This is a genomic window from Xanthomonas sp. NCPPB 1826 (genome assembly GCF_056725285.1).
On record NZ_CM161521.1, the window covers coordinates 5032940 to 5047295 of the forward strand.

The window sequence follows — 14356 nt, forward strand, 5'->3', positions numbered from 1 at the left end:
AAAAAAGCAGCCATCAACACCACGGCACGACCGCCAGGCGAGCGCTGCCGATGGTTGGTGCGGGATGTACGACGTGTACATCCCGCTTTCTCCGCATCGTCCGCACTAACCTGACAATCATTCCCTAAGTCTTGCCAGCTACTCTAAAACCATCCACGTCGATCGCCACCGGAAATCAATAAGCAGCCACAAGACCCGCTGTTACCAATCCCCAATCCCGACTCCCCAATCCCTAACTCAGAACTTCGCATCCAAGGTCAAAAACACCTGCCGCGGCGCACTGGCATGGAATGCCAGCTGACGGCCATTCGGATCGCTGTTGGCGAACGCGGTGAGGTTGGATGCATAGCGCTTGTCGGTGAGGTTGGTCACGTTGAGCGAGAGCTTGAGCCCCTGCAGCACGCCGGCCTGGCCGAAGTCGTACCCGGCGCCCGCATCGAACGAGGTGTAACCGCCGAAGCCCTGGTCGTTGGTGTAGGTGTAATAACGCTGGCCGGTGTACTTGCCGCGCAGGTTGATGTTCCAGTTGGCGTAGTTGAAGGCGATTTCGCTGGCGAACATGCGCTTGGGCGTATCCACCGTGGTCTTGCCGGCGGTCGGAATGATCACCCCATTCTGCACGTAGTTGTCGTCGTAGGTCGAACGGTTGATCGAGGCCGAGTTGTACCACTGCAGGTAGCTGGTCGGCTTCCAGATCACGGTCAGTTCGCCGCCGCGGCTGCTCACCGAGCCCACGTTGAAGAAGCGCGTGGTGCAGGCCGGCGTGGTGCCCTGCTGGATGCTGGCGCAGGGATTGAGCGAGAGCAGGCGGTTGTCGAAGGTCACGTCGTAACCCACCAGCGAGGCTTCGAAGCGGTCACGCACGAAGCGGTAACCGGCTTCCACGGTGCGCGACTTCTCCGGCTCCAGTGCGCCGACACTGGCATCGAAGGAGGCCTGCGTCACCAGCAACGGACCACCGGCGCCACCGCCCTGGAACGCGGCGATGTTTTCCGCGTACGAGGCGAACACTTCCTGCCCGTCTGCGATGCGATAGCCCAGACCGACCTGCGGCAGCACCGACTCGCTGGCCTTGATCGAGCCCGTCGCCACCGGCGCTTCCACCGCCAGCCCCGGCGTTTCGCGCGCGGTCATTTCGGTGCTCGGGCTCTTGATGCCCAGATCCACGCTCAGGCGCTCGTCGAGGAACTTGAAGTTGCCCTGCACGTAGAACTGCCGCGTGGTGATGATGTAGTTCTGCGAGAACAGCCGGCGATCGGGATCCTGCAGGAACTTGTCGTCGCTGACCGGCCCATCGATCCAGTAGAAATTGCGCTCCACATCGTGGTGATTGCGCTCATACCACAGCCCGGCTTCGAGATGATGCGGGCCCAGGTTCCAGCCGAGCGAGGCGATGCCGCCGGTGCGGTTGATCCAGTAATTGGTGCTGCGGATGGAGATCGGCAATGCCTGCGGCGTGCCCGGGTTGGACGCCTGGCCCGGCGACCACCAGTGGCCCTGACCCTTGTTTTCGTGGTGGTAGACCTGGGTGTGCAGGCTGATCGCATCGTTGGGCTGGAAGTCGCCGGCCACATAGAACAGATCGTCGTCGCGCAACGCGCGGCTCTGGTAGTACGCATCGTCGATGTTGTCCACGCCGCCGCTGAAACCGCAGCGCGCCGCATTGCGCGTGGCCGGTGCGCAGTACGCTGCGGCCAACGCCCGGTTCCAGTCCGGTGCGTACAGGTTCCAGTCCCAGCCCAGGCCACGCGCCATGCCGCTCTTGGACAGATACGAATAATCGGCCTGCGAGGTCCGCGAGGTGTCGGCAAACGCGGTCAGCTTGCCGCCATCGAACTGGTACACGCCCTTGGCATTGAACTGGCGCGTGGTGGTCGGCGACTCCGGACGCGCCCACATGTCGGCTTCGGCATTGATGCCGGACAGATACGCCGAAAACCCGTTGTAGTCGCCGGTGTCCACGCGCAGGAAGGTGCGGCGGTTGGCATCGGAGCCCACCGTCTGCGACAGCTGCCCGCCGAACACGCTGGACGGATCGGCCGAGTAGTACTGGATGGTGCCGCCCAGGTTGCTGGTGGACGCGGTGCCCAGTGCGCCGATGCCCGAGGCCAGCTCCACGCCGCCGAAGTTTTCCGCAATCAGGGCGCGGCTGATATTGAGGCCGTTGTAGTTGCCGTAGGCGTTGTCTCCCAGCGGCAGGCCGTCGAGCGTATAACCCAGGCGCGTGCCGTTGAAGCCGCGCAGGCTGATCGTCTGCGACTCCTCGTTGGCGCCGAAGGCATCGTTGGATTGCACATTGACGCCCGGCATGCGGTTGAGCAGCTTCTGGATGCTGGTGCCCGGCGGCAACACCGGAATGTCCTGCTGGGTGATGCGCTGCACCTGACGCGTTTCGCCCTGGCCGATCACCGAGACCGCGTCGAGTTGCTGCACGGTCGTGCCGGTGTCGGCAGTCACCTCGGGATCGGCGGCATGGGCGGCCGGCGACAGCACGAGCGCGGTAAGGACGGCGGCACTTAACAGATGGGTCTTGGGCATGAGCGGCAGGGGGGACGAGTCAAAAGATGACGGCAAGCGTGCGACAGCTGTCTTGCGTCGATGCGACCGGGACATGACAGTGCTGCGACAGCGGCTGCGCATTCCGCGCCGCAGCTGCGTTGCGCTGGCATGCAGATGTCATCTGCGCGTCGTAATCTGCGCCCTCATCCATCCGTGTTGTCCGAGGGTTGCTGCATGTCCGATCGTATTGCCCGCGCTTGTTTCCGGACGCTGACCAGCGTCGCCATCGCGGTGTTGGCAGTGGGATGCGGCAGTGCAAGCGCGCGCGACAAGGTGGCCCCGACGGGCTCGGTGATCGCCACCGATGCACATGGCTACCTGGAAAAAGCACAGGTGCCCGACAGCCTGCGCCTGGTACCGCCACCGCCACAGGACGGCAGCGCCGCGCTCGCCAACGATCAGGCCATCGCCACTTCCATGCTTGCCCTGCGCGGCACACCGCGTTGGGACCTGGCCACGCAGGACGCTGCGCTGAGTTTCCCGGCGGCCGCCAATCACTTCAGTTGCGCGCTCGGCATCCAGATCGACCAGGCACACACCCCGCACCTGCTGCACCTGCTCGAACGCAGCATGCGCGACGCCAGCACCAGCACCAGCGCAGCCAAGGCCCGTTACCAAAGGCCACGCCCGTTCATGCGCAACGACCAGCCGATGTGCACGCCCGACGATGACGCGGCGCTGCGCAAGAACGGCTCCTACCCATCCGGCCACACCGCGATCGGCTGGAGCTGGGGCCTGATCCTGGCCGAGCTGGCTCCCGCCCAGCGCGACACCCTGCTCGCCCGCGGCCGCGCCTTCGGCGACAGCCGCCTGGTCTGCAACGTGCACTGGCAGAGCGATGTCCTGCAGGGCCGCATCATGGGCGCCGCCACCGTCGCCGCCCTGCACGACAACCCCGAGTTCCAGAAAGATCTGGCTGCCGCACGCGGCGAGATCGACAAGGCGCGTGCAAAGCAACCTGCCACCGCCGCTGCATCGCCAGCATGCGATGCCGAGAACGCGGCATTGCAGACGGTGTTGCCGGGTGTGATGTAGCAGCAGGATGACTCCGCCTGCGCGCTGTTGCTGACCTCGCGCAGTACAGAGAGTGTCGGACGTGCATCCGCGCTCTGTTGTCCAGCGTCACCGGATTTTTGTCTGATCCCGGATGCATGTCGTTCCACTGACACAGGCCGGCCGCAGACACAACAGCCAGATCAGCCATGCGCTGATCGAGACCACCTGGCCCCGCTATTTCTGCGCGCACGCACGCCGCCGACTGCTTGCACGAGTTCCGCAGGATCGATGCAAGCACATCGCTGCCGACCCGGATATCCAGCGTGGCGCTGGCACGTTCACGGCAATCGTCGTCTCACTGCCGCCCGTACTGTGAAGACCCCTTCGCAATCTAGCTGCGCCTAGCTGATCGGTCAGCTCATGACTATTGGGAGAGCGAGTACCTGTCGCCTGTACAGGACCCGGGACGCGGACGACATCCGTATTCAACCGGACCAGCAGCCATACACGAAACGGATCAGCAAGTCCTGGTCCGTAAGCCCTGTTTCACGAAAAAGTTCCCGAAAAATGACACGGCCGTAAATCTTGGGTTAATCTTCAGACACCCTTCAGGAAAGTGACGAGCTGGGCTGGTCGGCTCCCTTCGAAGAGGCTCCCCCCCTCAGCTGCGGCAATGCAGTTGGGTTCTACGGTTTGCAGTCGTTGTGACGGTACTTCATCAGGAGAGAGAGGAATGACACGTCCAGGGGTTCGTAGGTCTTTGTCGAAGAACATCACGCGCAGCGCGTTGAGCATTGCGCTGAGCATGTGCGTTGCCGGCGGTGTGCAAGCACAGAGCGCGGTTGGCTCCATCTTCGGTAGCGTGGAGCCTGGCAGCACCATTGCCATCCAAAGCCCCCAGACAGGTGTAAGCCGCTCGGCCACCGCTGCTGCCGATGGCCGATTCACCTTCAGTCAGCTGCCTCCGGGCAAATATGTGATCACCGCAGACGGGGTCACCCGCGAGGTCGAGGTCAAGGTCGGTAGCGGCTCGCAGGTGCTGTTCGGGAAGCAAACCACCGAGTTGGACAGGATCAATGTGGTGGGTACACGCGCGCTCAATCCCATCGACGTGTCCTCGGTGGAATCCACCACGGTATTCACGGCCGAACAGATGATCTCGCTGCCTGTGGCCAGCGACGTTTCCTCGGTTGCCTTGCTGGCTCCTGGTGCCACCAGAGGCGATGGCGGCCTGGGCGACAACGGTCTCGGCAACGGCAATCTTGCTTCGTTCGGTGGCTCCTCAGTGGCCGAAAACGGCTATTACATCAACGGCTTCGACGTCACCAACATGCGTACGTTCCTGTCGTTCGCCAATGTGCCGTTCCAGGGGATCGCGCAGCTGCAGGTGAAGACCGGTGGTTATGGGGCCGAGTACGGTCGCTCGCTGGGCGGCATTGTAAGCATCGTGACCAAGTCCGGCTCCAATGACTGGCATTACGGTGGCAGCGTCGAGTGGGCTCCGGATTGGGGGGCTGCGAAGGGCAAGAACGTGCGTGATCGTGATCCGGATGCTGCGGATCCGCTCTACCAATATCGCAGCGACAACCAGTTCGACAGCACCATCTATTCGGCGTATGCGAGTGGTCCGATCATCAAGGACAGATTGTTCTTCTTCGCCATGGCCGAGGGCCGCAACGAAACGATCGATATTTTCAGATCGGTCAACAGCGAACGTCGGCGCGACACCACGCCGCAAGGTCTGGTCAAACTCGACTGGTACATCAACGACAGCAACCTGGTGGAGTTCACCGGCATCTACAACCAGGCCAAAACCAAGTACAGCACCTACGAATACAACCCGGACGCCAACGGCGAGAGCCGTTACAACGTCGGTCGACACGAAGCGCCGATCGAACAGTACGAGATGGAAAACGGCGGCAAGGTCGGCATCCTCAAATACACCGGCTACTTCACTGACAACTTCACCCTGTCGGCGCAATACGGCTATCTGAGCAATCTCATTGACTCACGCCTGCCGACCGATCCGGCCGGCAGTGAGTGTCCGTGGGCCTACAGCTTCGGCCTGACTACCAGCGTGGTCGATCGCTACATCGGCTGTAACCCTGGCACGATCTCAACGGTTGCCGATCGCAATGCTGAGCCGGACGAGGACATCCGCAAGGCATTTCGCGTTGATGGCGAGTGGGTGTTGGGCGACCACCGCGTGCGCTTTGGTGTGGATCAGGAAAAGTACGAGTCCAGTCATCGCGGTCAGACCTACGCCGGCGGAATCAACTGGGCGTATTACACGGTTCCTGGCAATGCCGTGGCCACTGGCGCTTTTGCTGGCCAGCCGGGGCGGACGGTGAATGGTCAATTGGTACCACGTGGTGCGCTTTACGCGCGCTCCCGTGTCTATCAGACCAGCAGCTCCACCTATGAAAACATCAACAGCGCCTTCTATGTCGAAGACAATTGGCGGGTAACGGAAAACTTCCTCGCCGTGCTCGGTCTGCGCGGCGAGAAGTTCGAGAACAAGAACGGCGACGGTATCGCCTGGGTAGAATCGGATTACAAACTCGCGCCACGGCTTGGTTTCTCGTGGGACGTGCTCGGCGATGCCAGCTTGAAGCTGTTCGGAACTGCCGGTCGGTACTACATTCCGGTCGCCACAAACTCAAGCATCCGTGCAACGGGTGCCGAATCCACGGTCTCCAACTGGTACTTCGTCAACGGCTGGAGTGAAGCAGACGGCACACCGGTCGGCCAGGGCGCGCAGATCGGTGCGACTCAGACCAACGGCTCGCTGGTTGCGCCAAACCCGGCTTCGGTTGCATCCACCAATCTTTCGCCCATGTATCAGGACGAGGTGATTCTGGGTGGGCAACTGCAGCTGACGGAAAACTGGATGGCGGGCGCACGTATGATCCGCCGCGAAGTGAAATCGGGCATGGACGATACCTGCACGACCAATCCGTGGATCGATTGGGCCGCAGACAATGGCTTTACCGACTTTGATCCGAGTTCGGTCCCGAGCTGCTACTTCCTGAATCCGGGTAGCGACGTCACCATCAATGTCGACTTGAACGGCGATGGTGAAGTGGAACTGGCAACCCTGCCAGCCTCGTATCTCGGCCTTCCCGAGTACCGGCGCATTCACACCGCACTGGAGTTCTTCTGGGAGCGCACCGGGGAAAAATTCAATTTCCAGGGCTCCTATACATTTGCCAGAACGCGCGGCAATGTGGAGGGCTACGTCAATTCCACATTGGAGCAGGAAGATCCGGGCCTGACGCAGGACTTCGACCACCGTCTGTTCACCGACGGCACCTACGGGCCGACACCCAACGATCGCCAGCACACACTCAAGCTGTTCGGCGCTTACGCGCTCACACCGGAATGGCAGCTCGGCGGCAACCTGATTCTGCAGTCCGGCCGTCCGGTCAATTGCCAAGGTTATATCCCGCTGGACGACATCCCGCAGCCCGACCAAGGAACGCTGACCAACTACAGTGGTTCAAGTTTCTATTGCTTGGATGCTGAAGGCACGCGTGTGCTGCGTCAGCGTGGCGATGAGGGGCGGACACCCTGGACCTGGACGTTCGACCTGGCTGCGGTGTACATGCCGAACTGGGCTGATAACAAGCTGCGTATCAAGCTGGATGTCTTCAACCTGTTCAACAATGACCGCGTCACCGAGTACAACGAGTTCAGTGAAGCGTCTCGCGATGTGATCAGCCCGAACTATTTGAACGATCAGAACTATCAGACGCCTCGTTCGTTCCGGTTGACCGCTCGCTACGACTTCTAAGTCGCAGTATCCGTGTCTTACATACGATGTCCGGCCTCGTGAGAGGCCGGATTTTTATTTGGCGAATGCTGCATTCATCTCTGCACGTGGTGCCGCGCCGCATCACTTGCCGATACAAAAACTCGAAAAGATCTTGCCCAGCAGTTCGTCGGCGCTCAGCTTGCCGGTGATCTCGCCGAGTGCTTCCTGTGCCAGGCGCAATTCTTCGGCGGCCAGTTCGAGTTGTTCGAAGCCCAGCTCCAGATCCGCTGCGTCTGCATGCTGTTCGGCGCGGCGCAATGCCTCGACATGCCGCGTGCGTGCAGAGAATTCGCCTTCCACGCTGTCCGCTCCGTCGCCCAGCGCGAGCTCGCGCAACCGGGCGTGCAACTGCTCCAGTCCCTGCCCAGTCACCGCCGAGACCGCGACCGCGTCGCGATCGAGCGCTGCGGGGCCGGCCAGCAGATCGCATTTGTTATGGATCCACAGCTGACGCGGCACCGCATCGATGGCATCGCCGAGCGCATCGCGCGCGGCTTGCGGGTCGCGTGCATCCAGTACCACCAGCGCCAGATCGGCGCGCTGCAGCTCGGCACGCGCGCGACGCATGCCCTCGCGCTCGATCGCATCACCGCCCTCGCGCAAACCGGCGGTGTCAACCAACATGAGTTCGAAGCCATCGAGCTGGATGGCTTCCTGCAAGGTATCGCGGGTGGTGCCGGCGACATCGGTGACGATGGCACGCTCGCTACCGGCCAGTGCATTGAGCAACGAACTCTTGCCGGCATTGGGCGGGCCGATCAGCACCGCGTGCAGGCCGTCGCGCAACTTGCGCCCGCGCTCGGCATCGCGCAGCAGGTGTGCCAGCAATGCGCGCGCCTGCTGTAGCCCGTCGCGCACCTGCGCCCCGCCCAGGGTGTCGAGTGGCTCGTCGGCAAAGTCGATCGCCGCTTCCACATGGATACGCAGCCGGGTGAGACTGTCGCTGAGCGCATCGACACGTTGCGAAAACACACCGTCCAGTGATCTGCGCGCAGCACGTGCCGCGCGCAGATCGCCGGCGGCGATCAGGTCGGCGATGGCTTCGGCCTGCGCCAGATCGAGTTTGCCATTGAGAAACGCGCGCTCGCTGAATTCGCCCGCGCGTGCCTGCCGCGCACCCAGTGCAATGCAACGTGCCACCAGCTGCCGCAACAGCACCGGGCTGCCGTGTCCCTGCAGCTCCACCACGTCTTCGCCGGTAAAGCTGCGCGGTGACTTGAACCACAACGCGATGCCATCGTCGATGACCTCGCCCTGCCCATCGCGAAAGCGTGCGTACTGCGCCTGCCGTGGCTGCAACTGCGCAACGCCCAGCCCGGCGGCAATCTGCACCGCCTGCGGCCCGGACAGGCGCACGATCCCCACCCCACCGGCTCCGGCGGCACTGGCGATGGCAACGATGGTAGACGTGGAAGACGACATGGGCATTGCTCTGAGGTGGATTGAAGAAGACAAGCGCGGCGATGCAGCGACTGCGCGGCCGGCAGCGGCATCCTGCCGATGCCCGGGTCCCTGGTGTATCAAGCCTCCATCGCGGCACGCGCTCTCCTGACGCCTGTTCGCAACGCTGCGTCAGCCGCCGCGAATCACAGCGATTGCAACTGCATGCGTGCCTGCGCGGCGCCGCTGCCTTGCGGCTGTAATTCCAGGTAGGTGGAATAGGCCTTGCGCGCCTTGTCGCGATCGCCGGCTTTTGCGTAGGCATCGCCAAGATTGAGATAGGCCACTGCACGCGATGGATCGATTTTCAAGGTATTTTCCAGCCACCGCGCCGATTCGGCAAAGCGTTCCTGGCGGTAATACACAAAGCCCAGGTTGTTGGCGGCCAAGGCGAAGTCCGGACGCAGCTTCAAGGCCTCGGCAAACTGCTCGGCCGCTTCGGCGTAGCGTTTTTCCTTGTACAACTGCAGTCCGCGTTCGTTGGCCAGCTGCGCACGTTGGCGGTCGCTGCTCTTTACCGCGGTCGGCAAGACCAGCCTGGCTTCGCCACCTTGCAGCGTCTTGACCGTCACCGGCGCCGCAGCTGTTGCAGCACCGCTGGCCGCGGCGGCAGGACGCGCCGCATCCACGCGTCCGTTGAGTGCGATCGCATCGGCAGATAGCTGCGCGGTGCCGGCGGTCAGGAACTCTTCGCCGCTCGGTACCTGGAATACGAACTCGCCGCCCTGCGAGCCGGGCAGGCTGCCGAACGCCGGGGTCTGCGCCGACACTGCCGACACCGCCGGTGCGACATAGGCCGCCAGTTCGGTACCGGTGATCAGGCCATCGCCATTGAGGTCACCCTTGCCCGCCAGCGCCTGCAGCAGCACCCAGGTAAATACCGAATGCCCGTTCGGGCCGCTGTCGGCCACCTGTTGATCGGCACCGCCGGCAGTGAGCATCTGGCGGGCGATGCGTCGTGCGTTCTCGCGCAGGTAGGCGCCGGGCGTCGGCCCGCCGCGCGTCAATCCCAGTCCGCTATAGCAGGCATCCATCACGAACAGCACATGCTTGGCCTGCAGGCTTTCGGCGATGTTCTGCAGGTCGCTCATCGCGATCGCATCGCTGGCCAGTTGCTGCGGATCCGAGTCGACCGGAATGATGTAGCCCAGGTCGCGCCCGGATGCCAGCCGGCGCGTGGCGCCATGCCCGGCGAAGAACACGAACACACGGTCGTTGGTCTGCGCGCGTCCTTCGCCGAGGCGATCGTGGAATGCCGCAAGAATATTGTTGCGCGTGGCCTGCCCGTTCTTGAGCACGATCACCTGCGAGGACGGAAACCCCAACGGGCCGGTCAAGGTGCTGGCGATGGCCTGCGCATCGTTGGCGGCATATTCGAGCTTGGGCCAGTGCGCGTAGTCGTCGATCCCGATCACGATCGCCCAGGAGTTGGCGTAGCCGGTGGTCACGGTCGCCTCGGCCGCCGCACTGGGCGCGTGCGCCACCGAAAACTCGCGGCCATTCCAGCCGGCGAACTGGTAGCCATCGGCGATCAAGCGATCCAGGATCTGCGGCAGCGCCTTCACTGCACGGTCGTGGATGTCATGGAACAACACGATGCCGCGCTGCTCCTTTTTCACCTGGTCGAGCACGCGCTGCACGATCGACTCGGGCACCGGGTCGGCCCAGTCCATCGAGTCGATGTTCCACATGATCGACTTCAGGCCTGCCTCGCCCAGCAGCTGCAAGCCTTCGGCATTGCGCGCCCCATACGGAAACCGGAACAACGGCGCACGCTTGTCGTCCACCGCGCGCAACAACGTGTCGGTGTCCAGCACCTGGCTGCGCAACGCATCGCCGGTGGTCTTGGACAACTGCGCATGGGTCAGGCTGTGGTTGCCCACCGCATAACCCTCTTCCATCAGCGCGTGGCTGATCTTGGATAGCGGCGCGAGTGTCGGCTTGCCCTGCGCGTCCAGGCTGCCCAGGTTGTGGCCCACTTCGAAGAACACGCCCGGCACGTCGTAGCGTTTGAGGATGGCCACGATCTCCTCGGTATAGGCTTTGTGCGGGCCGTCGTCGAAGGTCAGCACCACCGTCTTGGGCGGCAGGTCGCGGCCGAAGATCTCGCTGTCGCTATCGCGCGCGGAGAACGGGTACGGCTCCACCACGCCATGATCGCGCAGGATCTTTTCGCGCGTGTACAGGCTGCGCAGATGCGCCACGTAGTCGTCCCACTTCTCGCGCTTAGGCACGATCGCGCGGCTGCGATCGAAGCGGCTGAAAATCTGCGTCAGTTCCTTGTTGTAACTGCGCTCGATCTCGTCCAGCGCTTCCAGATCCTCGCCGATGCGCTGATGCAGCTTCACCGCCGGCAGTGCCGAATCGCGGCCAATGCGTGCGTGCAGGTCGCGCAACACTTCGGCAAACGCCAGGCGGTCGGCATCGTAGAGATCCGGTGCCGATTCGATCTCGTCCAGCACCGTGGCGATCGTTGCGAAGCGACGCGCTGCGTTCGACGTCAGCACCGTCTCGAATCGCGCAGCGATGCGTTCGCGCTGCTGGAGGTTTTCATGGAACAGCTGCTGCCCCACGCTGCTGGAGGTGGCGCGATCGCGTGGCGTCTGGGCATCCGCGTCGGCCAGCAACACGATGATGCGGCGATGCCGGTCCAGTTGCTCGCGCAGCTGCGCGATCAGTGCGCGTGCGTCGTCGTTGTCGGTTTCGGCTGGCGCACCAGCGGCGGCCGGCGCAGCGGTGCTGGCGGCAGACGCTGCCTCGCCGGCGGTGTGCTTGCCGCAGCCGGCCATCGCCAGCATTCCGGCGCAAGCGGCGCACAGCAACAGGCGATACAGCGGCGATGACATCACGACGGCGTCCTTGGCGATGAAGACAACAGGGCAGACAGTAGCTGCGGCGACATGCAGAAAGCCCGCCTTGCGGCGGGCTCTGTGCAACTGCGCTTACTTGGCGTTGGCCTGGATGATCTTGCTCGGCTTCTCGCCGTGCTGGCGGATCATCCACCACTGGATCAGCAGACCCAGGCCGCCGTTGACCACCCAGTACAGCACCAGGCCGGCCGGCATGAAGGCCATCATGACGCCGAACACCAGCGGCATGAACTGCATCATCTTGGCCTGCATCGGGTCCATGCCCGGGGTCGGGGTCAGCTTCTGCGTGGCCCACATGATGGCGATGTTGAGCACCGGCAGGATGAAGTACGGATCGCGCGCGGTCAGATCCTGGATCCAGCCCAGCCACGGCGCCTGACGCAGTTCCACCGATTCCACCAGCACCCAGTACAGCGCGAAGAAGATCGGCATCTGGATCAGCAGCGGCAGGCAGCCGCCCATCGGGTTGATCTTTTCCTTCTTGAACAGCTCCATCGTCGCCTGCTGGTACTTGACGCGATCGTCGCCGTAACGCTCCTTCAGCTGCGCTAGGCGCGGCTGGAAGCGGCGCATCTTGGCACCGGACTTGTACTGCGCAGCCGACAGCGGATACAGCGCCAGACGCAGCAGCACCACCAGGCCAATGATGGACCAGCCCCAGTTGTGCAGGAAGCTGTGCAGATGGCTCAACACCCAGAACAGGCCCTGGCCGATGATGGCCATGATCGAGAAGCGGCTGTAGTCGACCACCCGGTCCAGCCCCTTCACGTCTTCCTTGGCGATCAGGCTGACCAGCTTCGGGCCCACCCACAGGCGCGCTTCGGTGGTCGCGGTCTGGCCCGGCGCCACGGTGAAGGCCGGTCCACGCAGTTCGGCCACGTCACGCGGGCCGTCCTGGTTCAGCACATACAGCGAGGCCTGGTCCTTCTGCGGAATCCACGCGGTAAAGAAGTGGTGCTGCAGCAGCGCCACCCAGCCGCCGGTGATCTGGCGATTGAGGCCACCGTCGTCCATGTAGTCCTTGAACGCGCGACGCTCGTAGCCTTCCTGCGGGCTGTACCAGGTCGCCCCGTTGAAGCTGAAGGAATCGGGGTTGGTCATGCCGCGGCTGAGGATGGTCGGCACCCGGCTCAGCTTGCGAAACACGTAGCCGTTCCACGGCGCGCCACTCTTGTTGATCACCTCGTCCTTGATCGAGATCGCATAGCGACCGCGTTCCAGGGTGAAGGTGCGGCGAATCGACACGCCGTTGGGGCCATTCCACACGAACGGCACCACCAGGGTGTTCTGGCCCTTGGCAAGTTCGAACGCGGTGCCCGGCTGTTCGGCGCGGAAGCCACCCACGCCCGGTACCGGCGAATGCTCGCTGGCCCAGCCGCTGGTGGCGTTATAAGGGTGCGCGGCATCTTCGGTCAGCAGGCTGACCGGCGCGTTGCCGTCCTTGGTCTGCGGAAACTGCAGCAGTTCGGCATCGAGCACGCTGCGGCCGTCCAGCTTCAGGCGCAGCACGTCCGAGGTCAGGGTGATCACCGGCGCGGCGCCGGCAGCGGCCGGCGTCGCGGCAGTCGTGCTGGTCGCCGGTGCAGCGCCCGGCACGCCTGCCTGCGGAATGGCCTGGGCCGCCGGCACATTGGCCGACGGTGCCGTAGCGTCCAGATCGCGCGCAGCCGGCACCGACTGTGTCGCCGCAACCACCGGCGCATTGGCGGCGGCCTTGTCCTTGCCCCACTCCATCCACAGCAGCGCCGCGACCATCAGCCAGGCAAAAATCAGGAAAACACGGGTCTGGTTCATCGGGCAGCAACTCGCTCAGTCGGAACTGGGTTCCGGCTCTGTCGGGGAAAGGGAGGATGGGTGCATCGTCCTGGCGGGCGGCATTGTGCCGGGCGCAGCAGGCAGGGGCAATGCGCCGGCACGGCGCAGCAGACGCAGGAAGGCGTCGCGAATCTGTGGATTGGTCGCTTTTGCGGCTGCGGAGCGCGCCACAATCACGTAATCGCCGCCGGCAAGCTCGGGCAGCAGATGCCGCATGGCATCGCGCAATACGCGTTTGATCCGGTTGCGTCCCACCGCACGGGTATCGACCTTGCGCGACACCGCCATGCCCAGGCGCGGCGGCGTATCGCCGGTCCGCCAGTGCAGGCTGAGCAACGGGTCCGAGGTACGACGTGCAGTATCGAAAACGACCGTATATTGCGCACGCGTACGAACCCGCGCAGAGCGAGGAAATCGCCTGCACGGGTTCGATGCGTTCACGTTAGGGACTGCCTCGGCCGCAGGGAGCGGCGCGGCAATCAAGCGCTCAGGCGCTTGCGGCCCTTGGCGCGGCGGCGAGCCAGGATCTTGCGGCCGTCGGCAGTTGCCATACGTGCGCGGAAGCCATGGTCGCGTGCTCGCTTGAGGTTGCTGGGTTGGAAAGTACGCTTGGTGGCCATGGGGCCCTCTGCATGAATGGAGACGAATAGAACCAGCAATTCTATAGGGCCTCCAACGGCCGGGTCAACTCCCTGGACACGCTAGCGGTAGTGACGGCGGTCTAGCCCTGTGGATGGACCTGTGAATAAGTCTGGGAAAACCCTGCCCTCGGTGCTAGTCTGGCGCATCCTCTTTTCACTACCGGGCTGCGAGCACGGCGCTTTTCTGCGCGCCGCAGCCAGCAACAGATGATCATACTTTG

General features: G+C 63.5%; 8 protein-coding genes. 2 read left to right on the forward strand and 6 right to left on the reverse strand.

The features are described from left to right. Positions 1 to 237: 237 nt before the first annotated feature. Positions 238 to 2538, reverse strand: coding sequence for a TonB-dependent receptor (locus tag AC1PLA_RS21115; protein ID WP_016901849.1), 2301 nt, complete (start codon positions 2536 to 2538; stop codon positions 238 to 240). Positions 2539 to 2733: 195 nt separating this feature from the next. On the opposite strand from AC1PLA_RS21115, the gene AC1PLA_RS21120 reads away from it, so the two are divergent. Beyond that, the gene (locus AC1PLA_RS21120; RefSeq protein WP_481105304.1) at positions 2734 to 3594 is read left to right on the forward strand and encodes an acid phosphatase; all 861 of its coding nucleotides are present in this window, start codon (positions 2734 to 2736) and stop codon (positions 3592 to 3594) included. Between the two features lie 721 nt (positions 3595 to 4315). Beyond that, positions 4316 to 7348: an outer membrane beta-barrel protein gene (locus tag AC1PLA_RS21125; RefSeq protein ID WP_228600272.1), complete on the forward strand. Its 3033-nt coding sequence runs from the start codon at positions 4316 to 4318 to the stop codon at positions 7346 to 7348. A 102-nt stretch (positions 7349 to 7450) separates the two neighbouring features. Here AC1PLA_RS21125 and mnmE read toward each other — a convergent pair whose 3' ends face one another. From mnmE to rpmH, 5 genes are all read right to left on the reverse strand, one after another. Then, positions 7451 to 8791, reverse strand: coding sequence for a tRNA uridine-5-carboxymethylaminomethyl(34) synthesis GTPase MnmE (mnmE, locus tag AC1PLA_RS21130; RefSeq protein WP_481105305.1), 1341 nt, complete (start codon positions 8789 to 8791; stop codon positions 7451 to 7453). A 164-nt stretch (positions 8792 to 8955) separates the two neighbouring features. After that, positions 8956 to 11658: a polysaccharide deacetylase family protein gene (locus AC1PLA_RS21135; RefSeq protein ID WP_481105306.1), complete on the reverse strand. Its 2703-nt coding sequence runs from the start codon at positions 11656 to 11658 to the stop codon at positions 8956 to 8958. Between the two features lie 93 nt (positions 11659 to 11751). Further along, complete coding sequence (gene yidC, locus AC1PLA_RS21140) at positions 11752 to 13473, reverse strand: membrane protein insertase YidC (RefSeq protein WP_481105307.1); 1722 nt, start codon at positions 13471 to 13473, stop codon at positions 11752 to 11754. Between the two features lie 15 nt (positions 13474 to 13488). Then, positions 13489 to 13935, reverse strand: coding sequence for a ribonuclease P protein component (gene rnpA, locus AC1PLA_RS21145; RefSeq protein ID WP_039512801.1), 447 nt, complete (start codon positions 13933 to 13935; stop codon positions 13489 to 13491). A 38-nt stretch (positions 13936 to 13973) separates the two neighbouring features. Further along, positions 13974 to 14114 (reverse strand): 50S ribosomal protein L34, encoded by a 141-nt coding sequence (rpmH, locus tag AC1PLA_RS21150; protein ID WP_002805908.1) that lies wholly within the window; start codon positions 14112 to 14114, stop codon positions 13974 to 13976. Between the last annotated feature and the right edge of the window lie 242 nt (positions 14115 to 14356).

Excerpts from the sequence above, each read along its gene's own strand:
- AC1PLA_RS21115 (WP_016901849.1), bottom strand. The coding sequence starts at position 2,538 with ATGCCCAAGACCCATCTGTTAAGTGCCGCCGTCCTTACCGCGCTCGTG.
- AC1PLA_RS21120 (WP_481105304.1), top strand. The coding sequence starts at position 2,734 with ATGTCCGATCGTATTGCCCGCGCTTGTTTCCGGACGCTGACCAGCGTC.
- mnmE (WP_481105305.1), bottom strand. The coding sequence starts at position 8,791 with ATGTCGTCTTCCACGTCTACCATCGTTGCCATCGCCAGTGCCGCCGGA.
- yidC (WP_481105307.1), bottom strand. The coding sequence starts at position 13,473 with ATGAACCAGACCCGTGTTTTCCTGATTTTTGCCTGGCTGATGGTCGCG.
- rpmH (WP_002805908.1), bottom strand. The coding sequence starts at position 14,114 with ATGGCCACCAAGCGTACTTTCCAACCCAGCAACCTCAAGCGAGCACGC.